Source organism: Couchioplanes caeruleus, assembly GCF_003751945.1.
In the GTDB taxonomy this organism is placed as follows: domain Bacteria; phylum Actinomycetota; class Actinomycetes; order Mycobacteriales; family Micromonosporaceae; genus Actinoplanes; species Actinoplanes caeruleus.
On sequence record NZ_RJKL01000001.1, the window covers coordinates 3,485,491 to 3,505,578 of the forward strand.

Consider the following 20,088-nt stretch of genomic DNA (forward strand, 5'->3'; position numbering starts at 1 on the left):
GGTGGTCAGCCGCTCAGGGCATTGAAGATGGCCTGCGGCACGAAGCCCACGGTGGCGGCCGCGATCGCGGCCACGGCGATGGACACAGCCACGGGCCGGGTGACGACGGGGCGGGGAGCGGCCGCGTCGAGCAGGTCGGGGTCGAGGACCGCGACGGGTGCCGCGCCCTCGCCGGCCGGAGTCGCGACGGGGATGCCCGCCGGCTGCGGGACCGCGTAGAGCACGGCGCCGGCGCGGACGTAGTACGCCAGGGCGATCACCGCGTTCAGGGCCACGACGCCCGCCAGCCAGCCCCAGCCGGAAGCGATCAGCGACTCCACGACCGCCACCTTGGCGAAGAGCCCGGCCAGGCCGGGCGGAAGGCCGGCGAGCCCCGCGAACGCCAGGACCAGCGCGGCACCCAACCACGGGGAGCGGCGGCCCGCGCCCCGGTAGTCGTCGAGGTCGCCGCCGTCCATGCCCGGGCCGCGCAGGGCGGCGATCGCCGCGAACGCCACGAACTCCAGGAGGACGAAGAAGACCGCGTAGGCGTACGCGGCCCGTACGCCCGCCGCACCCGCCGCCAGCGGGGCGATGATGTAGCCCGCCTGGGCGATCGACGACCATGCCAGCAGGCGCACCATCCGCGTCTGGCGCAACGCCACCAGGTTGCCGACCGTCATGGTCAGCACGGCCAGCACCGCGACCAGCGGCCCGGTGTCCAGTCGCTGCACGACCGCCGCCAGGGCGAGGACCCCGCCGAGCTTCGAGGCCGTCGACAGATACGCGGCGACCGGCACCGGCGCGCCGTCGTAGGTGGCCGGCGCCCACGCGTGCAGCGGGACCGCCGCCACCTTGAACGCGAAGCCGATGACCACGAGCGCGGCGCCGACCGCGGCCAGGGGCGCGTACGCGCCGGAGCCCTCGACCAGCGCGTCGAGGTGCAGGGCGCCGGTGCCGGCGTACAGCAGGGCGGCGCCGAGCAGCGCGACGGCCGTGGACACCACGCTGATCAGGAAGAACGTAACCGCCGCGGCGGCACCGGCGGTGGACTCGCGGACCCGGCGCAGCCCGGTCAGCACGTACAGCGGCAGGGTCAGGGTTTCCAGGCCGACGATGAGCGTGATGAGGTCGCCCGCGTACGCGACCACCAGGCCGCCCGTCATCGCGCAGGTGAGCAGGAAGCAGAACTCCCCCGGCGGCGCGTATCCCCGCCGCAGGGCGGGCGCGGACAGGGCGAGCACGCCGATGGTCAGCCCGGCGAAGAGCACGGCCATCAGCGCGGCGTGCGGGGTGACCGTCCACGAGCACAGGCTCTCGCGGCAGAAGGTGGCGGCATGCTCGGGGACGGCCACCGCGACGACCGCCGTGGCGAGGCCGCCGAACATCCCGGCGAGCAGGTGGAACCGGCCGAAGGCCAGCTCCACCACGAGCACGAGCAACGCCGTACCGGCCGCGGCGTAGAGCGGCAGAAGGGCGACGTGGTCGACGGCCTGGATCATCGCAGCGCTCCGGTGAGGGCGGCCACCGGGTCGGACGCGGCGGCGAGGACGAGCGCGGGCACCAGGCCGACGGCGAGCGTGAGCAGGATCAGCGGGCTCCAGGCCAGCCATTCGGACCGGGTGACGGCCGGGAAGCCGGTCACCGCCGGGGTCGCCGGGCCGTGGGTGACCCGGCGCAGCAGCCGCAGGAAGTACACCGCCGTCAATGCGCCACCGGCCGCCGCCACCACCGCGAGGGTGAGCCACAGCGGGCCGCCGCGCTCGACGGCCGCGACCACGGCGAAGGCCTCCCCCCAGAAGCCGGCCAGGCCGGGCAGGCCGAGGGACGCGATCGCCGCGAAGCCGAGCACGCCGGCCAGCCGCGGGGCCGTCTCCCGCAGACCGCCGAGGTCCGCCAGGTCGCCGGTGTGTGCCCGGTCCTTGACGGCTCCGGCGAGGAAGAAGAGCAGGCCCGTGATCACCCCGTGCGCGACGTTGCCGATGAGCGCGGCCTGCACGCCGGTCACGGTCAGCGTCGCGATGCCGAGCAGGACGAAGCCCATGTGGCCGACGCTGGAGTATGCGATCAGCCGCTTCAGCTCGGTCTGGCGCAGGCACACCAGCGAGCCGGCGATGATCGCGGCGGCGGCGAGGACTCCCAACACCGGCGCGGCCCAGGCGGCCCCCTCCGGGGCGACGCCGAGGCCGACCCGGATGAGGCCGTACGTGCCCATCTTCAGCAGCACCCCGGCGAGGATCACGCTGCCCACCGTGGGCGCCTCGGTGTGCGCGTCGGGCAGCCAGGTGTGTAGCGGCCAGAGTGGCGCCTTGATCGCGAACGCGACCGCGAACAGGGCGAACGCTACGCACTGCGTGGTTCGGGAGAGCCCGTAGCCGCCGGCCAGGGCGAGCAGGTCGCCGGTGCCCGCGGCGACGACCACGGTGAAGACGCCGAGCAGGAGCAGCACCGAGCCGAACAGCGTGTAGAGGACGAACTTGCGGGCCGCCCGGCGCCGCTCGGCTCCGCCCCAGCCGGCGATGACGGCATACATGGGCAGCAGGACGACCTCGAAGAACACGAAGAACAACACCAGGTCGAGGGCGAGGAAGGTGCCGAGGATGCCGACCTCGAGGACCAGCAGCAGGGCGGCCAGCGTACGCCCGGAGCCGCCCGCCGGAACCTTGGCCACCGTGTACCCGCAGCACAGCAGCGTCAGTAGCCCGGTCAGGACGACCAGCGGCCACGAGACGCCGTCGACGCCGAGGTGGAAGTCGATGCCCAGCGCGGGCACCCAGGGGAGGTCGACCTCGGCCCAGGGCACCACGGGCGGGATTTCCGACGCGCCGTACCGGAACCATCCGAAGTCGCGAGACGAAGGAATCAGGCCCGGGAGCAGGGTCAGCACGAAGGTGATCGCCGCGACCACCGTCGCCAGCAGCCGCGCCCCGCGGTCGCGCCGCGCCGGCATCAGGGCGACCGCGGCGGCGCCGAGGGCGGGCACACCCAGCACGGCGAGGAGCACGAGTTGCAGGCCCACGGGAACGTCCTGGGGCGCCATCATGACACGGCTCCGTAGATCGCGGCGACGACGCCGAGGACCAGCGTGCCGGTGAGGACGGCGGTCGCCGCGCGGGGCAGCGCGGCGCGGTGGACGGTGGCCAGCACGGCGCCGAGCCGGGTGGTCGAGGTGCCGGTGCCGACGACCGCGGCGTCGACGACCCGCTCGTCGGCCAGGCGCACGGCACCGGCGATCGCGCGCACCGGCCGTACGATCAGCAGGTCTTGCAGGTCGTCCAGCCGGAAGCCGGCGGCGAACAACGGCCGCAACCGGCCGAGGTCCCGCGCCGGGTCGGCGCCGGGGGCGGTGTGCCAGAGCCACCACGAGCTCACGGCGCCCAGGGCGAGCAGCACGATCGGCAGCACGATGGAGACGCCGAGGTGCGGTTCCTCCAGCTCCAGCGCGGAACGGAAACCGGGCAGGAAGGCAGCCAGGCCCAGCAGCACGGATGGCACGGCGAGCAGCACGATCGGCCAGCGCATCAGGCCCGGCGGGTCGTGGGGCGGCTTCTGCGGCTCGTCGAAGCGGGCGTCGTCGAAGCCGACCTGCCAGTCCTCGGTGCGGGACCGCGGGTAGCCGAAGAAGGTGCGCAGGAGCAGGCGGGTCGCGTACCAGGCGGTGATCGCGACGCCGGCCAGCGCGGCGAGCCAGACCACCCAGCCCACCCAGGCGGGCGCCGGCCCGTCGCCCTCGGTCGCGTGAGCGGCCGCGACGATCACGTTCTCCTTGGACCAGAAACCGGCGAGCGGGGGTACGCCGGCGAGCGCGCCCAGGCCGACGACGAACGACCAGAACGTCACGGGCATGTGCTGCCGTAGCCCGCCCATGCGCGACATGAGGTTGGTGCCGACCGCGTGGATCACCGCGCCCGCCGCCAGGAACAGCAGCGCCTTGAACGCCGCGTGGGTGAGCAGGTGGAACAGGGCGGCCGCGGGCGAGCCGACGGCGAGGGCGCCGGTCATGTAGCCGATCTGCGAGACCGTGGACCAGGCCAGCACCCGCTTGAGGTCGTCCTGCGCGGTCGCGGACAGCGCACCGAGCAGCAGGGTGATCGCGGCCGATACGCCGAGCACCGCGAGCGCGGCGGGCGACTGCGCGAACAGCGGGAACAGCCGGTAGACGACGTAGACGCCGGCCGCGACCATCGTGGCCGCGTGGATGAGCGCGGAGATCGGCGTCGGGCCGGCCATCGCGTCCGGCAGCCAGGTGTGCAGCGGGAACTGCGCGCTCTTGCCGGCGACCCCGGCGAGGACGAGCAGCAGCGCGACCGTGGGCGTCCCGGTGTGCGCGAGGACGTCGGAGATCTGGAAGCTGCCGGCGGCGACCCCCAGCCACGCGATGCCGAGCAGGAACCCGACGTCGCCCACCCGGGTGACGACGAACGCCTTCACGGCCGCGGCGGGCGCCTCGGGCAGCCGCCGGTCGTGACCGATGAGCAGATACGAGCAGACGCCCATGACCTCCCAGCCGACCAGCAGCAGGATGAGGTCGTTCGCGGAGACGACCAGCAGCATCGCGCCGGTGAAGAGGCTGACCTGGGCGGCGTAGGGCGCGTACCGCGGGTCGTCGTGCAGGTAGGCGACCGAGTAGACCTGCACGAACAGGGCGACGACGCAGACCGCCAGCGCGACGTGGATCGCCGCCTGCCCCAGCGAGAAGCCGAGCGTGACGTGCAGGTCGCCGAAGGACACCCACTGCTGGGTCACCCGGACCCGCTCGTCCACCACGATCGCCAGCAGGAGGCTGATCAGCAGGGCGAGCGCGGCGCCGGCGATGCCCAGCGTGGCGGCCGCGCGCCGTCGTTCCCGGCCGCCGTCGCCGGGCGCCAGCAGCAGCCCGGCCAGCCCCAGCAGCAGGGGTACGCCGGCCAAGAGCGGCGTCAGGACCTGGGCGGTCATCCGACCTCCGCCTCGTGGTGCAGCGCGACCTCGTCCACCTGCACGGCGGCGCGCATCCGGTACCACTGGAGCACGATCGCCAGACCGACACCGACCTCGGCGGCGGCGAGCACGATGACGAAGAGGGCGAAGACGCCGCCCCGGTGGCCGAGCGCCGCGGCGACGGTGGCGTCGGCGGTCACCAGCACCAGGTTGACGGCGTTGAGCATCAGCTCGACCGCCATCAGCACGAGGATGGCGTTGCGGCGGCGCAGGACGCCGTAGACCCCCAGCCCGAACAGCAGCGCCGCCGTCACGAACGGGATCACCGCATGCATCAGGCCTCGCCCTCCTTCGCACCCACGTCGTCCTTTGGCGCAGTCACGCCGTCCTTTGGCGCAGTCTTGCCGTCCTTCTGCGCAGTCACGCCGTCCGGCGCGTCCTTCGGAGCACCGATGTCCGGACGGGACAGCACGATGGCGCCGACCAGGGCGGCGAGCAGCAGGATCGAGAGCACCTCGAAGGGCAGCACCCAGGTGCCGAAGATCTCGGCGCCCATCCGGTCGGTGGTGCCGGGTGTGGGCAGCGGGTAAATGGACCAGCGGAAGGCGTCGGCGAACAGGGCAGCGAGGCCGAGCCCGACGCCGCCGCCGACGACCAGCGCGGGCCACGCCGGGCGGTCGAGGTCGTCGGACGGGCCGATCGGTGCGCGGGTCAGCATGACGGCGAAGAGTAGGAGCACGACGACCGCGCCCACGTAGACGAGGACCTGCACCCAGGCGACCAGCTCCGCCCCGAGCACGAGATAGAGGCCGGCGACTGCGCCGAGGCTGACGACCAGGTAGAGCCCGGCACGCACGATCTGGGCGCTGGTGACCACGAGTGCGCCCGAGCCCACCGCCACGGCCCCGAGCGCCAGCAGCAGCGCGTCGGCGACCGTCACCTCCCCGTCTCCGGAGCCTCGGGTGCGGCGCCTTCCGTCGCGGAGCTCCCCGGCGCGGGGCCCGCGGGTGCGGCGCCTTCCGTCGCGGAGCTTCCCGGCGCGGGACCATCCGTTGTGGGGTCTTTCGTCGCGAGGCCCGCGGGTGCGGGGCCCGCTGACGCGGTGCGCTCCGGAGCGGGGCTGCCCGCCGCAGTGGGGCGGGCGGCGGGGCGGGCGGTACGGGCCGGGGTGGCCGCGCCCGGACCGGCGGCCTTGCGAGCGGCCGTGGCCTCCTCCTTCGAGGGCTCGCCGAGGACGTCGTGCGCGGGCGGCGGTGGCACGGTCGGCATCCAGTCGCCGAGCCGGTTCTTGTCGTGCAGCAGATCCAGCACGTCCAGCTCGGAGTACTCGAATTCGGGACTCCAGTGCAGGGCGTCGAACGGGCACACCTCGATGCAGATCCCGCAGTACATGCAGAGGGAGAAGTCGATGTCGAACCGGTCCAGCACGTTGCGCTGCCGGGGCCGCGCCGCGCCGGGCACGACGACCTCTTCCTTGTGCGAGTCGATGTAGATGCACCAGTCGGGGCACTCGCGCGCGCAGAGCATGCAGACGGTGCAGTTCTCCTCCAGCAGCGCGATGACCCCGCGCGACCGGGGCGGCAGGTCGGGCTCGACGTCGGGGTACTGCTGGGTGGTGGAACGCCTGGTCATGGTCTTGAGCGTGACGGCGAGCCCGTTGATCAGGCCCTTACCGGGCGCGGACCGCTCTCCGTGCTCACTCATAACCGCATATCCTGCCCGGTCGCCGCATCGGAGGCGAGCACACCCCCACCAGATCTTGCCTTACTGTCACCCCGGCGCTCAGCGGATCCGCCGTCATTCGCTGCATAAATTACGGTACGGGTACTTAACATTTTTCTTTATGAATAGTGAAGATCGTCGGTTTGTGGGCCCTCTGTCCGGTTAAAGCCGGGTGCGATACCGCATTTCTGACCACATTGGAGGATCACCGATGACCCGCATCGCACCCCGGACCCGGGCGGCCGCGACCGCCGCGCTCGCCGCCGCCGGCCTGACGGGCCTGCTCGGTGTCGCGGCACAACCGGCGGCCGCGGCGCCCACCGCCGCCCTGGCGTCGCCGTGCGTGCAGAAGATCGCCGTCGTCAACAACGGCGGCTTCGTGATGAACTTCCAGGTCACCACGCGGGACGGGCAGCTTTCGGCCCCGACCGACGACTACCCGATCAACCAGTGGCGGCTGATCGACCTCACCTCGACCCCCCTCGACGAGGGCGTCGACGTGCGGCCGCTCGTGCACGCCACCGCCGGTGACGACGTCCATGGCAACACCTTCGTGTCGTACTGCGCGAACGGCCAGACGGCCACCTACACCGCCAGTGGCACGACGCTCAACTACTCGGTCACGCTGCTGACCTGACAGGCAGACGACCGGGCGCCCCGTACCCGGGGCGCCCGGCATGCCTTACACGAGCCCCGGCGGCTTCGCAAAGGTTCCCGACGTGGAGGATTCGAACAGCGCCCGGTTCGCGGCAAATCCGGATGCTCGGGTCACCGGGTAGCGGGAATGATCCTTGAATGGAAACACCGACCACCGTCAGGCAACTTGAGGCGATCGCGGCGGTGACCACTCTTGGCATGGACGTGTGGCTTCGCGGCGGTTGGGCCGCCACGCCCCGCGAGCGGTGAGCCCGCCTGCGTGAGACGTACGCTTCTCGGCAGTTCGGGTCTACCAGGCTGCGCGCCGTGGGTCACCGACCGTGACGGCTGGCGCTGCCCGGCGCACACTACGAAGCCCCGCGCATTGCCTGGCCACTGCGTGACCTATCGATCGAGATCCTCGGACGGATACGCCCCGACCGGGTGCTGCGCCGCCCGACCCCGCCACGGGTCTAAGCTTGTGTTTTAACCTTCGGTCCGGCTTGGCGTTCTGTCCATGACGGCGGTCCGCTAATGCCTCTGGCCGGTGACCAGAGCGAACTTCCGCCGCGACAAGTGGCGCACTGTCGATTTGAGCACTCGCGCGGCGTCGAGGGTCGGGAGCCGAAGTTCAGGTACACGCGCTGGTCAGGCCCTCGTCGCGCCAGGGTTCCTAAACCTCCGCCGTGGCCCGAGCGGGGATGCTGCTCCGACGACACGCATCCTTTCGAGCGGAGTTACACGCGCCGAAGCGTCACTATCCACCAGCAGATCCGTGACGGTGCGTTACGGGCACCACGGCATCAGGCCGCTCGGACAGCATACGATGATAGTGCGCGCTGAATAGGCGGCGTAACACCGTCTCAAAACGATCAGGGGTTACTCTTCGCCTTGACGATCGAGCCGTTCCTGCAGTCCGGAAAGCCGATTCGGCTACTTCTCGCGGTCCATGGAAACGCCGTTCTGCCGCGAGAGGAGGCGCCGCCGCGCTGGGGGCGGTGTGCGGCCCTGCTTGCACGGTCGAGGTGCGCAGTGACTTGAGCGCCATCGCCAGTTGCACCAGCGCCGCGACGAGGTGGTCGTCGGCCGGTCGGTCGAGCAGCGTGCGAACAGGCCCGGCAGCCAGGCTCGGGCTTATTCGTAGGCGGTCAGCCAGTCTGACATTTGCTTGACCTCGCGCCAGATGAACCCTTCGTCGCGGAAGGCGTTCGCCAGTGTCGCAACGCCCTGACTGAACGCTATGACATGCATGGCGAGTGCGTCGGCCTCCGATTCGTGCCCGAGTAGCGCGAACTGGTCGCGCAACCAGGTGCGGAACAGGGTGAACACGCTGTTGGCCTCCGCGAACGACGCATGGTTCAACTTCGCCAGTTCGGTGCTCAGGGTGCCTACCGGGCACCCGTACATCTGGACGTCAGCCCGATTGGTCAGCGGGATCTCGATGTACTTGCGGATCCGCCCGGCGGGCGTGGGCTCCTCGGCCTCCCAGCGTTCGAGCATCCGCCGCCTCTCGGCGAGACGGGCGGTGATCACCGCAGCCAGGATGTCGTCCTTCGTTTTGAAGTGGTAGTAGAAGTTCCCTCTCGAGATCTGGACGGCCTCGGCGATCGCGGCGAACGACGTGTGCTCGTACCCCTGCCGATAGAACAACCGATCGGCCGCCTCGATGATCTGCTCTCGGGTCGCCCTGGCACCGCCCATCACGCACACCCCCTCGTCAGGGCGCAAATTCTAACACCTTCTAGGTCACCCGTCCTACACGGCAAGCCGACGGAGGAGCCCGGCTTGACAGCCCTAGGACGGTTGCCCTAATTTCCTGACCTAGGACACCCGTCCTAATCAAGTAGGCAGACCAGCGGAGGTCACCGTGCCCACCGGCCTTTTCGAGCCCTTCCCTCTGGGAGATCTGACCCTCGCCAACCGAATGGTCATGGCCCCGCTGACCCGCAATCGCGCCGACCATGACGGGGTCATCACGCCGATGATGGTCACCCACTACCGGCAGCGTGCCACCGCAGGCCTGATCATCGGCGAGTCCACTCCCGTCTCGGCCGAGGGCGTCGGCTACCCCAACACCCCAGGCATTCACACCGAGGCCCAGGCGGCCGGCTGGCTCCGCCTCACCGACGCGGTCCACGCCGAATCAGGCCGCATCTTCGCCCAGCTGCAACACTGTGGGCGGATCTCGCACCCGAGCCTGCTGCCGGACGGCGGCACCCCGGTGGCGCCCTCGGCGCTACGGCCGTCGGGCCAGACCTTCACCCCTTCGGGGCTTCAAGGCTTCGTCACGCCACGCGAACTCGAAGCCCACGAGGTACCGGAGATCGTCGCCCAATTCGAGCATGCCGCCAAACGAGCGCTCGATGCCGGATTCGACGGCATCGAAGTACATGCAGGCAACGGCTACCTTGTCGACCAGTTTCTGCGCGATGCGAGCAACATCCGCACCGACCCGTACGGGGGCAATCCCCGCAACCGGATGCGCCTGCTCAACGAGATCCTCGACACGGTGTGCGCAGTGTGGCCGGCACACCGGGTGGGAGTGCGGTTAACCCCCGAGAACAGCTTCAACTCGATGGCGGATTCCGACCCACAGGCGCACTTCCGGTACTTCCTCGAACAACTCCGGACCCGCGGCCTCGCCTATGTCCACATGCTCGAAGGCGACATGACGACGAAAACCAGCGTCCTTGACTACCGCGTTCTTCGCGCCGCGTTCACCGGCACCTACATCGCCAACAACGGCTATGACCTCGGCCGTGCCCAAACAGCGATCCAGAACGGCGCCGCCGACCTCATCGGCTTCGGTGTCCCATTCCTGGCCAACCCAGACCTGGTCCGCCGCTACCGCGACGGCCTCGCCCTCAACGCCGCCGATCCATCCACCTTCTACACAGGCGGTCCACTCGGATACATCGACTACCCCACGTACGAGGCCTGACTTCCTCTGATACGAAATCTCCAGACCCGAGTCGTCGGCCGTGTCACGTGCGGCGAGGAGCCCCGCGGACGCGATCTACCGCGTCAGCAGGCTCGGCCGACACGCTCGCCTGCCTATGCCGACTTCCAGCCGGGCCTCGCAATCCTCGCCTACGCCTTCGACGGCCGGGATCTCTTGCAACCTGAGGCGGGATTCGGAGAAACCGGGCCCGCCACCTGCACCGTCACATCCCCAAGACTCAGTCCGCAAAGGAATCGCATGTTCATCGTGTTGCTCCGATTCGCTGAAAACAAAGCCGCCGCCGGCGAGCACATGCCCGCCCACCAGCAGTGGATCAACCAAGGTTTGAAAGACCAGGTATTCCTGCTCGTGGGCGGCATCCAGCCCGGACCCGGGGGCGCAGTGCTGGCGCACAACATGTCCCGGTCGCAGTTGCAGCAGCGGCTCGACGCCGACCCGTTCGTCATCCACCGGGTCGTCGACGCGGAGATCCTGGAAATCACGCCGAGCATGGCCGACCCGCGGCTGGATTTCCTGATGCCGGCGAGATGACGTCATTCATCTGGCTATGCTGCCGGCCCCGCTGCTCGTGGAGCGGGAGCGTACCGCAGTTTGCCGGAGTTTCCTGAGTCTGTGCTCGCAGGGCACCAGCGCGCCAAACAAGTGCCCATCTCCATGCCGAGAAGCCACCGCAGGTTCATCAAGCGCCGCCGCACTCATTTGGCCGCAGACAACGCGCGATTGGTACCCGCTCCAGCCGCGCCCGGATCACCGTGCGTCACGCACCGTAGTCGACGTTAGTAACGCGACGACCTCCTCTCCCGGGCGACGCCGGGAGAGGAGCGGAGGTTAAACGCCAAGCTAAGAAACTGTCTTTGATCCCGTTTTCGCAGCTCAGTGGGCATGTCGAGTGACGTTGCTGGTCACGGTCGTTCGTGGTGGCGTCACGGTGACGGCAGTACGAACGTCAGCCGTAGACGAATGTGGTCGGGCGAACCGCTCCTGAGACTGCCGCTAGACAACCCCGGGAGACGATGCGTGAGCTGCGGCGTTTGCTACTCCTGAGGACCAGCAGTCTCAGCCTCACCGCTCTACTGGCCTTCCTCCTACTCATCGGCGCCGCGACCGTACTGGCATTCAAGGCTCTACCGGTCGGCTTCATCCGCTGGCACCAAGACCCCTAAATCAGCCGTCCGTCACCGGGTTATGAGAAGGTCGCTCGCAGGTTCGGCCAGTACGCCCGTGGGTCTCCTGCACTGGCAGTGGGTAGGGCGGTGCGGCGGTGCGCGTTGCGTGCCGGCTGGGGGCGGGCCGTGCCCACGGGGGACTGTGGACACGGCCCGCGGTCAGGCTCAGCTGCAGGTCTGGTGCCAGCTGTGTCGGGCGACGTTGTTGTTCACGAGGGCGCCTCGGCCGTTCGTGCCGCCCAGGTTGAATCGCGGACCGTTCTCTCCGCCGCGGGCCATCTCGAACCACGCCGTCCCGACGTGCAGGCAGGCGTAGGCCGACGTGCTGGTCGTGGTGTAGAAGAGCCGTACGGCGTGGCTGTAGCCGTTGTTGTGGATCGACGACGCCTTGTTGCGCATGTTGCGGCCGGTGGTTGCGCCGTGCACTCCGCAGGTGGCCCAGTCGCCATCGTTGCCCTGCCACATGCAAACCTGGCCGCCACGGTTGTCTTGCTCCCAGGCGTACAGGTAGCCGTCGGGCGCGGCCATTGCCGGCGAGCTGGACACGGCGACCAGGGCGGTGGTGGCCACGGCTGCTGCGGCCAGGGTGCTGCCGAGCCGGGTCACGGCTTTCTTGGCGATGCCTTTCATATTTTTCCCTTCGTTGGTGTGGTGCTGGGTCAGCCCGCGGCCACGATGGCCCGGGCCCCGGGTAGTGCTTGTTGTTGCAGCCGTTGTCCGGCTGCCACGTCCGCCCGGTACTGCGCACGGAGCCGGGCGGCGTGCTCCTGGTCCACCTGACGCGCCGTGGCCGCCAGGCCGGTCCGGTTCGCACAGGTCGCCTCCGCGACGGCCAGTGCGGTCTCCGCGGCTGGGGCGTCCGCCGGTCCGGACTGCTCCGGACCGACGTGGCGCACCAGCCGTGGGACGTTGTCGCGTGCCTGGGCCGGCGACGCGTACGGGTGACCCCGCTCACGCATACAGCGGCTCCACCGCTGCACCGCCTTGACGAAGCGGGGGTCGGCCGTCACCGCGCCCTGCCGCAGCGGGACGAGCGCGGTCATCACCGCGTCGGCGCGGACCCAGGCCGGCAGGTCGCCGTAGAGCTCCCGCTGAGCGGCCGCCCGACAACCCTTGCTGCTGGTCACCGTGTTCGGGATGCCCGGGACATCGACCAGCAGGTCGCCGTTGCGGGCGTCTCCGTTGCGCGCCAGCAGTGCCTGGGCCCGCCGGGTCGCCGGCAGCGACTCGAAGTAGCGCTCGTTGGGGTCCTTCTCCAGAGCGAGTTCGTTCAGGCGGTACAGCGTGCTTCCGTAGCCGTACTTCGCGGCCCAGCTGACGTCGTCCACGACGTAGGGAAAGTCCCGCATTTCCGGCACAGGCCTCCGAGGTACCAGGAAATAATCGAATCCCTGCCGTCGCATGCAGTCCCGGATCCGCATCTGTTCCGCCCGGTAGAGGACCTCCGTCTCCTCCTGGGTCGTGTCGCGGGTCAACGCGACCGTCTCTGGCGCCGGGATGGCGGCAGGCTTCGGTGGCGGCCCCCCGTCGGATCCGGTGCACGCCGACATCGCCAGCTGAAGCGACGCCGCGAGTACCGATACAGGCCACCAACTTTTCTGCCGACGCATCTGTGAAACACCCCTCCCCCCGCTGTCGCGGGCCGACCGCTCTGCCGGTACGCCGAGACAGTGCTGGTCGCCTCCACAGCGGGACAAGTGATCGCCGGGCGGCAGGGATGCTGGGATGCGAAGAGGCCCCTGAGCTGGGAAGTCGCGCGAAACGTGGGACGCTCCGCGGGATGTCGCGCAGCCGGGGCGGCGACTGCGGCCGACTCGATCGGTGCACGAAGTGGACACGGCGGCGATGCCCGGTCGCGATCGCGTCGCGCAGCCGTTCCTTGAGTTCCCAGGTGCGCCAGAGCCGGTGGCGGTGCCGGCGCAGCGCAGTCAGGATGCGCCGGTGCTGCGGGTCGAGACGTTCACGACCGGCGCGCATGACGAAGCGGGTGCGCCGCCACTCGCGGCGGCTCGGCGCCCCCGGTGCGACAGGGATCTTCGGGGCCTCGGCGCGGTAGACCGACTTGACGACCTCGTTCGTCCACTTGATGACCCCGAGCACGACGCGCGCCACCGGTCATGCCGCGAGCAAACGACCAAACCAAGGGCGATCTTGAAGTTCAAGGACGGGCACTAAGGTCGACGCCAACGCCTGCGATGTCGACCGGTGCTGGCAGGCGTTTTGCGCCGCTTCGATAGGTGGACTCATGCTGGCCACCGGCCAGGCGCACCAGCGACCGGCCCACCACAGGAAGGGCACCAAACCCCGCCGAACTGGTTAAACGTCAAGCTCACTGGCAGAGGGCCGTGTCGAGGACCTTGAAGACTCGTTCGTTCTGCTCGTCGGTGGTGGGCTGGGACGTCACCGCCACGGCCGCTGCGGGGCCGCCCTCGACGGCGGCGGCGCGGGTCTGGTAGCCGGGGATGGAACCGCCGTGGCCCCAGGCGACGCGGCCGCAGCTCAGCGGGAAGCTGATGACGCCGAGGCCGTAGCCGGCGCCGGCGACGGAGCCCTCGGCGGGAACCGTGCGGCGCATCTCGGCGAGCTGGGCCGTCGGCAGCAGCTTGCCGTCGAGCAGCGCGGCGAAGAACTTCCTCAGGTCGGACGGGGTGGCGACCATCTGCCCCGCGGCCCAGCCCCAGGACGGGTCGAGGTCCGTCACGTCGATCTGCTTGCCGGTGTCGTCGGGCGCGTAACCGTGCGGGTGGCGCTCGCGGATGACCTGCTCACCGACGGGCGGGAAGTAGGTGTGGCGCAGCTTGGCGCGGTGAATCACCCGGTTGGTGATCTCCTCGGCGATCGGTCGGCCGGTCACTTTCTGGACCAGCAGGCCGAGCACCACATAGTTCGTGTTGCTGTACGCCCACTTGGCGCCCGGCGCGAACGCCGCCGGGTGGGCCAGCGCCAGGTCGAGCAGTTCGCGGGGCTCGTAATACCGGGTGAGCTGCGCCGAGTCGTCGGGGTCCAGGTATTCGGTGTAGTTGGGCAGGCCGCTGGTGTGCTGCAGAAGCTGCCGTACGGTGATGTGCCGCCCGTCGATGCCGTCGCCGCGCAGCAGGCGCGGCAGATAGGTCTCCACCGGCTCGTCGAGGCGGACCTTGTTCTCGGCCACGAGCTGGAGGATCACGACGGCGACGAACGTCTTGGTGTTGCTGCCGATGCGCACCTGGCCGTCGACCGGGACCGGCCGTCGGGTGCCCAGCTCGGCGACGCCGGCGGTGAGGTCACGGGCGCGTCCGTCGCGGCCCTTCACCGAGGCGAGCGCGCCGGGCCAGCCGTCCTCCGCGACGATCCGGCGCAGCTCGTGGCGCACGGGATCGCGAGTCGTCGCACCGGCGGGCGCGGCGGACACCAGGACGGCGAAGGCGGTGATGGAGGCCGCGGCGGCGTGTCGCAACATCGTGGAGGCTCCTCGGGGATCGCGGAAGATCTGATCCTTGAAGCCTCGTCGGAGACGGCCGGCGAATCGATGGTGCTAGCCCGCCGTTCGTGGTGGGGATACCCCCACCTACAGCGCCACCTTGACCGCGGCGGTGAGCACAAGCTGACCGAGGGCCACCGGCACGAGCACCAGCCAGCACAGGCGCTGGAGCTGGTCCTCGCGCAGCCGCGGATAGGTCACCCGGAGCCAGATGATCACGAAGGACACCGCGAAGACCTTGAGCAGCGTCCAGAGCCAGCCGAGCTGCTCGGCGGCCGGGCCGTGCCAGCCGCCGAGGAAGAGCACGGTGGTCAGGGCGGCGATGACCACGATGCCGACGTACTCGGCGAGCAGGAAGAAGGCGAAGCGCAGGCCGCTGTACTCGGTCATGTAGCCGAAGACCAGCTCGGAGTCGGCGATCGGCATGTCGAACGGCGGGCGCCGGATCTCGGCCAGGCCCGAGACGAAGAAGACCAGGGCGGCCGGCGCCTGCCACAGCAGCCACCACGGCGACCACGCCTCGACGATGCCGGGCAGGCTCAGCGTGCCCGCGGCCATCGCGACGCTCGCGGCGGACAGCACCAGCGGAAGCTCGTAGCCGAGCAGTTGGGCGGCGCCGCGCAGGCCACCGAGCAGGCTGTACTTGTTGGCGGACGCCCACGCCGACATGAGCACCGCCACGACGCCCACGCCCAGCACGGCCAGGACGAAGAACAGGCCCACGTCGAGGGCCTGGGCGACCAGGCCGCCGGGTCCGAGCGGGATGGCCAGCAGGACGACGAGGTACGGGAAGAGCGCCACCAGCGGCGCCAACTGGAACACCCGGCGGTCGGCGTCCCGCGGGGTGATGTCCTCCTTCTGCACGAACTTGACGCCGTCGGCGACGAGTTGCGCCCAGCCGTGGAAGGCGCCGGCGTACATGGGACCGAGCCGGCCCTGCATGTGCGCCATCACCTTGTGCTCGGCCTGGCCGACGACGAGCGGCAGCACGAGGAAGGCGGCGACGACCGCGCCGACCCGTACGGTCAGGTCGAGCCAGAGCGGCATCAGCTTTCTTCCTTCGCGGGACGGGCGCGGCGGGCCGGCGGCTCGGGCGGCGGGATCTTGCCCTTCATCGGGCCCCACTCGTTCGGGTCGGGCACGCCGGGCGGTCGCATCGGGGCCCGCTTGGCCGTCCCGGCCTCGGACTCCCCCGGCTCCTTCGCACCCGGCCAGACCTTCGCCACCCGTGAGGCGAGCAGGAACTCCTTGCGCAGCGGATGGCCTTCGAAGCCCGGCGGCAGCAGCAGCGGACGCAGCTCCGGGTGGCGCGCGAAGCCGATCCCGAACATCTCGTGGGTCTCCCGCTCGTGCCAGGCGGCGCCCGGGAAGAGGTCGACCACCGACTCCACCACCGGGTTGTCCCGGGGCACCCGGGTCCGGACCAGCAAGCCATGCTTGCGCCGGGTGGACCATAGATGCGCCACCACGGTGAAGCCCTCGTCCAGCTCGTCCACCGCCGACAGCCAGTCGAAGAAGTCGCAGCCGAGCGCGGCGGGATCCCGCACCGCCTCGACGGCCAACCACCACAGCGCGGCCGGCACGTCGACGACCGCCCGTTCGTGGCCCTGCCCGCCGCCGGACACGCCCGCGGTGAGCGCCGAGGGATCCGCGGACTTCTCGGTAGCGGCGGCTCTCAGCAGCGCGACGAGCCGCTCGCCGACCTCTTCGGGCGTCATGTCGCCCATCCTATGGTCCGGCGGGACCTAGGCTGGGAGGCGGCGCAACCATCGGGCCGGCCCGCGCGTGTAGTCGCCGTGACATCACCAGCCGTCAGCCTCGGACCGGAGCCGCTCGCCGCCGTGACAGCAGACCCAGCGTCGTTCGACGAGCTGTACGCCGCCCACTACAGCGACCTGACAGTGCAGTTGTACGCGTATTTCGGCGACCGGCAGGAAGCGCAGGACGTGGTCCAGGAAGCCTTCTGCCGGGCCCTGGCCCGGTGGCGGACCGTCTCCCGCTACGACGACCCCGTCGGCTGGGTCCGCCGGGTGGCCTGGAACCTCGCCGTGAGCGGGTGGCGCCGCAGGAGGACCGCATTGAACTTCCTGCGCCGGCAACGGGCGGCCGAGGACCAGATCGACGGGCCCGGCCCGGAGCGGGTCGCCCTCGTCGCCGCCCTGGGCGCCCTGCCCGCGACCCAGCGGCGGGCGATGGTCCTGCACTACCTGGCCGACATGACGATCGCCGAGATCGCCGAGCGGGAGAACGTCGCCGAGGGCACGGTGAAGTCCTGGCTGCACCGCGCCCGGGCCGCCCTGGCGGCCCGACTGAACGCCGGCCCGACCACCGAGGAGGCGCGCAATGCCTGACCAGTTCGACACACTCTTCGCCGATATGCGCGCCGAGACGCTGCCGCAGGTGCGCCCGCCCGGCCCCGCCGCGGCGCGCGACACGGTCCGGCGGCGGCGCACCACGAGGACCGTCGTCGCGGCGTCCGCCGTGCTGGCCGTCGCGGGCACCCTGACCGCGGTCGGGCTGTCCACGCAGCGGGAGACACCCGCCGAGCGGCTCGACCGGCTCACCGCCGCCGCCCAGAAGTCGGTCGGCGACAAGGGGTCGGCGGAGGGCTTCGCCGTCATCGGAAGCGCGTCTCCGGAGAGCACGGAACGCTTCCCTGACCTCTCCCCCGGGCGCTACACGGTGGCTGTCGGCTGTGGCGGCTCCGGGACGCTCACCATGAGCGTGACGCTGACCGCTGCCGCCGGCTCCACCGACCTGGGCGGTCAGGTGGCATCCTGCGCCGCGGAGCCGACAGCGGCCAGGATGGAGGTCCAGCTTCCGGTCGACGGTGAGCTGACCGTCGCGCTTCACGCGGACCAGGCGGCCGGGGACGCGGTCTACGTGATGATGGTCGCCCGCAACGAGGAGGCGGACCAGGCCGTGCCCGTCGACCCGGAGTCGACGTGGAACGCCGACCGGGCGGCGCAGGTTCTTTCCTCCGGAGGGGGCCGGCCGGTGCGGATGACCACCGAGCGGCCCGGCCGACCGACGACCCAGCGGGTCGGGGCGGCCGGGGAGTACCGGCTCCGGATGGTCTGTGCGGGCCCGGGGAACATCACCGTGACCATGGCCGGACCGGTCGAGAACCCGCTGCGTCCCCACGAGGCGACGCTGCTGTCCCGGACGGTCGCCTGCACCGACGTGGACCCGGAGCCCGTCATCGTGGGCGTGGGCCTGGAGAAGAACACCGAGGTCACGGTGACGGTCACGGCCGACGGGCAGGCCCACAACAAGGCCGGCTTCGCGTACGTGCTGGCCCCGGCCTGACGCCTCAGTCCAGACCGGGGAGGCGGCCGTTGCGGAACAGGTCGACGAAGTCCTGGTGGTCCTCGCGGGCCTGGTCGCCGTACCTGTGGGCGAACTCGACCAGCAGGCGTACGAAGCCGGCCTCGTCCTTGTCCACCGCGGCCACGATCGCCTCCTCGGTGGAGAAGTCGACGAGGTCGTGGCTCGACTCGTCGTCGGCCACGGAGTGCATGCGGGCGACCGCGCGGCCCAGGTCGGCCAGGACCCCGGTGAGCTGCTCGGGCTCGTTGACGTCGGACCAGTCGAGATCGTTCGCGTACGGGGAGACCTCGGCGACCAACTGGCCCACGCCGTCGAGCTCGGTGTAGCCAAGCCACGGGTCGGCGTGCGCCTGCAGGGCGCGCTGCGACTCGGAGGTGCGGTGACCCTGGTGACGGAAGTAGCCGCGGACCCGCTCGTCGTCGATCCAGCGCGCCACGGCCGGCACCTGCGCCTGCTTCATGTAGATGATGACGTCGTTCTCCAGGGCCTGGGTGTGCCCCTCGAGCAGCATGTTGTACGACGGCAGCCCGGCCGACCCGATCCCGACGCCCTTACGCAGCTTGATGTCCTTGATGGTGGTGGAGACGCCGTGACCGTGCGACGGCAGCGTGCCCAGGTAGCGGTGGAAAGCCTCGGTCACCGCGGCCGCGGTCGCCTCGTCGACCTCGTAGACGCCGTCGCCGAGGGAGAACCGCCGCTCGAAGTCGTCGATCGTGGTCTGCCCGGCCAGCAGGCCGACCCGGGTGTTGAGGCGGGCCTCCTGGAGCACCCGGCGCAGCACCCCGGTGGCGTTGTCGAGGGTGATCGACCCGATCGCGTCGTCGCCGCCGTGGGCGATGGCGCGCAGCTCGGTCAGGTAGGCCCCGGCGAACGTGGTGACCAGCGCGGTGATCACGTCGTCCGAGAGCGCCTTGCTGTAGCCGATCAGGGCCACGCTGGCACAGAAGCGCTTGAGGTCCCAGAGGAACGGGCCGACGTACGCCTCGTCGAAGTCGTTGACGTTGAAGACGAGGTGGCCCGACGAGTTCATGTAGGTGCCGAAGTTCTCGGCGTGCAGGTCGCCGTGGATCCACACCCGGCTCGTCTGAGCGTCGAGGAAACGGTCGTCGGCGTAGCCGCCGGTCATGTCGGCGTAGAAGAGCGAGGCGCTGCCCCGGTAGAACGCGAATGGCGAGGACGCCATCTTGCGGAACTTGCGCCGGAAGGCCGACGGGTCGACCGCCATCGACTCGCCGAATTCCCTGGTCAGGACGTCGATGATGAAGTCGGAGCGCGGCTGATCACCCATGATGCGCAGCGTAGACCGGCGAGGCGAGACCTGTCAGGCAGGCGGGCGTACGACCGGGGCGGTCAGGGAGGCGGCGTCCCGCGCGGGCACGGCGGAATCCGGCGGACCGGGCACCAGGGCGTCGCCGGACCGCAGCGGATCGGGCCGGGAGACGCCGCCCGGGCCTGACTGCTCGGCGGCGATCTTCTCCTGCAGGCGCAGGATGCCGTGCAGCAGCGCCTCCGGCCGCGGCGGGCAGCCCGGCACGTAGACGTCGACCGGGATGAGCTGGTCGACACCCTTGGTCACCGAGTACGAGTCCCAGTACGGGCCGCCGCAGTTGGAGCACGAGCCGAACGAGATCACGTACTTGGGCTCGGGCATCTGGTCGTAGAGCCGCTTGATCGCCGGGGCCATCTTGTCGGTGACCGTGCCCGAGACCACCATCAGGTCGGCCTGGCGCGGGCCGTGCGCGAACGGGATCACGCCCATCCGCATGAAGTCGTGCCGGCTCATGCTGGTCGCGATGAACTCGATGGCGCAGCACGCGAGGCCGAAGTTGAAGACCCACAACGAGTAGCGGCGCCCCCAGTTCAGCACGAACTTGATGGGCTCACCGAGCACTCCTGGCAGACCGGCCACGCCG

At 70.5% G+C, this 20,088-nt stretch carries 19 protein-coding genes and 1 pseudogene; 5 read left to right on the top strand and 15 right to left on the bottom strand.

Annotation, left to right across the window (positions count from 1 at the left end; all coding sequences use genetic code 11):
* Positions 1–5: 5 nt before the first annotated feature.
* The 6 genes from EDD30_RS15515 to EDD30_RS15540 are packed head-to-tail and all read right to left on the bottom strand — an operon-like array spanning position 6 to position 6,603.
* The gene (locus EDD30_RS15515) at positions 6–1,481 is read right to left on the bottom strand and encodes an NADH-quinone oxidoreductase subunit N (protein WP_123678299.1); all 1,476 of its coding nucleotides are present in this window, start codon (positions 1,479–1,481) and stop codon (positions 6–8) included.
* A complete protein-coding gene (locus tag EDD30_RS15520; RefSeq protein WP_244945251.1) occupies positions 1,478–3,022 on the bottom strand; it encodes a complex I subunit 4 family protein in 1,545 nt (514 codons plus the stop codon). The genes EDD30_RS15515 and EDD30_RS15520 overlap by 4 nt, the downstream gene beginning before the upstream one ends.
* Positions 3,019–4,917, bottom strand: a complete 1,899-nt coding sequence (locus EDD30_RS15525; protein ID WP_123678300.1) for an NADH-quinone oxidoreductase subunit 5 family protein — start codon at positions 4,915–4,917, stop codon at positions 3,019–3,021. Before EDD30_RS15525 ends, EDD30_RS15520 begins: the two co-directional genes overlap by 4 nt.
* On the bottom strand, positions 4,914–5,234 hold the full coding sequence (gene nuoK / locus EDD30_RS15530; RefSeq protein WP_071805003.1) for an NADH-quinone oxidoreductase subunit NuoK: 321 nt from the start codon (positions 5,232–5,234) through the stop codon (positions 4,914–4,916). The genes EDD30_RS15525 and nuoK overlap by 4 nt, the downstream gene beginning before the upstream one ends.
* Positions 5,234–5,839, bottom strand: coding sequence for an NADH-quinone oxidoreductase subunit J family protein (locus EDD30_RS15535; RefSeq protein ID WP_084556329.1), 606 nt, complete (start codon positions 5,837–5,839; stop codon positions 5,234–5,236). The genes nuoK and EDD30_RS15535 overlap by 1 nt, the downstream gene beginning before the upstream one ends.
* Entirely contained in the window at positions 5,836–6,603 is a 768-nt protein-coding gene (locus EDD30_RS15540) for a NuoI/complex I 23 kDa subunit family protein (protein WP_084556328.1), read from the bottom strand. The genes EDD30_RS15535 and EDD30_RS15540 overlap by 4 nt, the downstream gene beginning before the upstream one ends.
* 229 nt (positions 6,604–6,832) lie before the next feature.
* On the opposite strand from EDD30_RS15540, the gene EDD30_RS15545 reads away from it, so the two are divergent.
* Complete coding sequence (locus EDD30_RS15545; RefSeq protein ID WP_084556327.1) at positions 6,833–7,258, top strand: hypothetical protein; 426 nt, start codon at positions 6,833–6,835, stop codon at positions 7,256–7,258.
* A 1,133-nt stretch (positions 7,259–8,391) separates the two neighbouring features.
* Here the strand turns inward: EDD30_RS15545 and EDD30_RS15550 are convergent.
* Positions 8,392–8,958, bottom strand: a complete 567-nt coding sequence (locus tag EDD30_RS15550; protein ID WP_071805002.1) for a TetR/AcrR family transcriptional regulator — start codon at positions 8,956–8,958, stop codon at positions 8,392–8,394.
* Between the two features lie 166 nt (positions 8,959–9,124).
* Here EDD30_RS15550 and EDD30_RS15555 point away from each other — a divergent pair, with 166 nt between their 5' ends.
* Both EDD30_RS15555 and EDD30_RS15560 read left to right on the top strand, forming a co-directional pair.
* The gene (locus tag EDD30_RS15555; protein ID WP_071805001.1) at positions 9,125–10,198 is read left to right on the top strand and encodes an alkene reductase; all 1,074 of its coding nucleotides are present in this window, start codon (positions 9,125–9,127) and stop codon (positions 10,196–10,198) included.
* A 258-nt stretch (positions 10,199–10,456) separates the two neighbouring features.
* Positions 10,457–10,750: a YciI family protein gene (locus EDD30_RS15560; RefSeq protein WP_071804999.1), complete on the top strand. Its 294-nt coding sequence runs from the start codon at positions 10,457–10,459 to the stop codon at positions 10,748–10,750.
* Between the two features lie 800 nt (positions 10,751–11,550).
* Here the strand turns inward: EDD30_RS15560 and EDD30_RS15565 are convergent.
* The 6 genes and pseudogenes from EDD30_RS15565 to EDD30_RS15585 all read right to left on the bottom strand — a co-directional run bounded on the left by EDD30_RS15565 (position 11,551) and on the right by EDD30_RS15585 (position 16,563).
* Complete coding sequence (locus tag EDD30_RS15565; protein WP_071804998.1) at positions 11,551–12,015, bottom strand: peptidase inhibitor family I36 protein; 465 nt, start codon at positions 12,013–12,015, stop codon at positions 11,551–11,553.
* Between the two features lie 29 nt (positions 12,016–12,044).
* Entirely contained in the window at positions 12,045–12,734 is a 690-nt protein-coding gene (locus tag EDD30_RS40625; protein ID WP_244945253.1) for a hypothetical protein, read from the bottom strand.
* Between the two features lie 550 nt (positions 12,735–13,284).
* Positions 13,285–13,497: pseudogene (locus EDD30_RS42025) on the bottom strand (hypothetical protein); the annotation flags it as partial.
* A gap of 217 nt (positions 13,498–13,714) precedes the next feature.
* On the bottom strand, positions 13,715–14,824 hold the full coding sequence (locus EDD30_RS15575; protein WP_071804994.1) for a serine hydrolase domain-containing protein: 1,110 nt from the start codon (positions 14,822–14,824) through the stop codon (positions 13,715–13,717).
* A 108-nt stretch (positions 14,825–14,932) separates the two neighbouring features.
* Positions 14,933–15,892, bottom strand: coding sequence for a complex I subunit 1/NuoH family protein (locus EDD30_RS15580; protein WP_071804992.1), 960 nt, complete (start codon positions 15,890–15,892; stop codon positions 14,933–14,935).
* On the bottom strand, positions 15,892–16,563 hold the full coding sequence (locus EDD30_RS15585; RefSeq protein WP_084556325.1) for an NADH-quinone oxidoreductase subunit C: 672 nt from the start codon (positions 16,561–16,563) through the stop codon (positions 15,892–15,894). The genes EDD30_RS15580 and EDD30_RS15585 overlap by 1 nt, the downstream gene beginning before the upstream one ends.
* A 123-nt stretch (positions 16,564–16,686) precedes the next feature.
* Between EDD30_RS15585 and EDD30_RS15590 the strand changes: the two genes are divergently transcribed.
* Both EDD30_RS15590 and EDD30_RS15595 read left to right on the top strand, forming a co-directional pair.
* Entirely contained in the window at positions 16,687–17,196 is a 510-nt protein-coding gene (locus tag EDD30_RS15590) for an RNA polymerase sigma factor (protein WP_071804988.1), read from the top strand.
* The gene (locus EDD30_RS15595) at positions 17,189–18,154 is read left to right on the top strand and encodes a hypothetical protein (protein WP_071804987.1); all 966 of its coding nucleotides are present in this window, start codon (positions 17,189–17,191) and stop codon (positions 18,152–18,154) included. Before EDD30_RS15590 ends, EDD30_RS15595 begins: the two co-directional genes overlap by 8 nt.
* A 4-nt stretch (positions 18,155–18,158) precedes the next feature.
* Here the strand turns inward: EDD30_RS15595 and EDD30_RS15600 are convergent, their stop codons facing one another.
* Both EDD30_RS15600 and EDD30_RS15605 read right to left on the bottom strand, forming a co-directional pair.
* Positions 18,159–19,463 (bottom strand): DUF2252 domain-containing protein, encoded by a 1,305-nt coding sequence (locus tag EDD30_RS15600; protein ID WP_071804985.1) that lies wholly within the window; start codon positions 19,461–19,463, stop codon positions 18,159–18,161.
* Positions 19,464–19,496: 33 nt separating this feature from the next.
* A complete protein-coding gene (locus tag EDD30_RS15605; protein ID WP_211277757.1) occupies positions 19,497–20,084 on the bottom strand; it encodes an NADH-quinone oxidoreductase subunit B in 588 nt (195 codons plus the stop codon).
* Between the last annotated feature and the right edge of the window lie 4 nt (positions 20,085–20,088).

What these genes read in the sequence shown, in the direction of transcription:
- EDD30_RS15515 (WP_123678299.1), bottom strand. Translation starts at nt 1,481, where the DNA reads ATGATCCAGGCCGTCGACCACGTCGCCCTTCTGCCGCTCTACGCCGCG.
- EDD30_RS15520 (WP_244945251.1), bottom strand. Translation starts at nt 3,022, where the DNA reads ATGATGGCGCCCCAGGACGTTCCCGTGGGCCTGCAACTCGTGCTCCTC.
- EDD30_RS15525 (WP_123678300.1), bottom strand. Translation starts at nt 4,917, where the DNA reads ATGACCGCCCAGGTCCTGACGCCGCTCTTGGCCGGCGTACCCCTGCTG.
- nuoK (WP_071805003.1), bottom strand. Translation starts at nt 5,234, where the DNA reads ATGCATGCGGTGATCCCGTTCGTGACGGCGGCGCTGCTGTTCGGGCTG.
- EDD30_RS15540 (WP_084556328.1), bottom strand. Translation starts at nt 6,603, where the DNA reads ATGAGTGAGCACGGAGAGCGGTCCGCGCCCGGTAAGGGCCTGATCAAC.
- EDD30_RS15545 (WP_084556327.1), top strand. Translation starts at nt 6,833, where the DNA reads ATGACCCGCATCGCACCCCGGACCCGGGCGGCCGCGACCGCCGCGCTC.
- EDD30_RS15550 (WP_071805002.1), bottom strand. Translation starts at nt 8,958, where the DNA reads ATGGGCGGTGCCAGGGCGACCCGAGAGCAGATCATCGAGGCGGCCGAT.
- EDD30_RS15560 (WP_071804999.1), top strand. Translation starts at nt 10,457, where the DNA reads ATGTTCATCGTGTTGCTCCGATTCGCTGAAAACAAAGCCGCCGCCGGC.
- EDD30_RS15565 (WP_071804998.1), bottom strand. Translation starts at nt 12,015, where the DNA reads ATGAAAGGCATCGCCAAGAAAGCCGTGACCCGGCTCGGCAGCACCCTG.
- EDD30_RS40625 (WP_244945253.1), bottom strand. Translation starts at nt 12,734, where the DNA reads ATGCGGGACTTTCCCTACGTCGTGGACGACGTCAGCTGGGCCGCGAAG.
- EDD30_RS15575 (WP_071804994.1), bottom strand. Translation starts at nt 14,824, where the DNA reads ATGTTGCGACACGCCGCCGCGGCCTCCATCACCGCCTTCGCCGTCCTG.
- EDD30_RS15580 (WP_071804992.1), bottom strand. Translation starts at nt 15,892, where the DNA reads ATGCCGCTCTGGCTCGACCTGACCGTACGGGTCGGCGCGGTCGTCGCC.
- EDD30_RS15585 (WP_084556325.1), bottom strand. Translation starts at nt 16,563, where the DNA reads ATGACGCCCGAAGAGGTCGGCGAGCGGCTCGTCGCGCTGCTGAGAGCC.
- EDD30_RS15595 (WP_071804987.1), top strand. Translation starts at nt 17,189, where the DNA reads ATGCCTGACCAGTTCGACACACTCTTCGCCGATATGCGCGCCGAGACG.
- EDD30_RS15600 (WP_071804985.1), bottom strand. Translation starts at nt 19,463, where the DNA reads ATGGGTGATCAGCCGCGCTCCGACTTCATCATCGACGTCCTGACCAGG.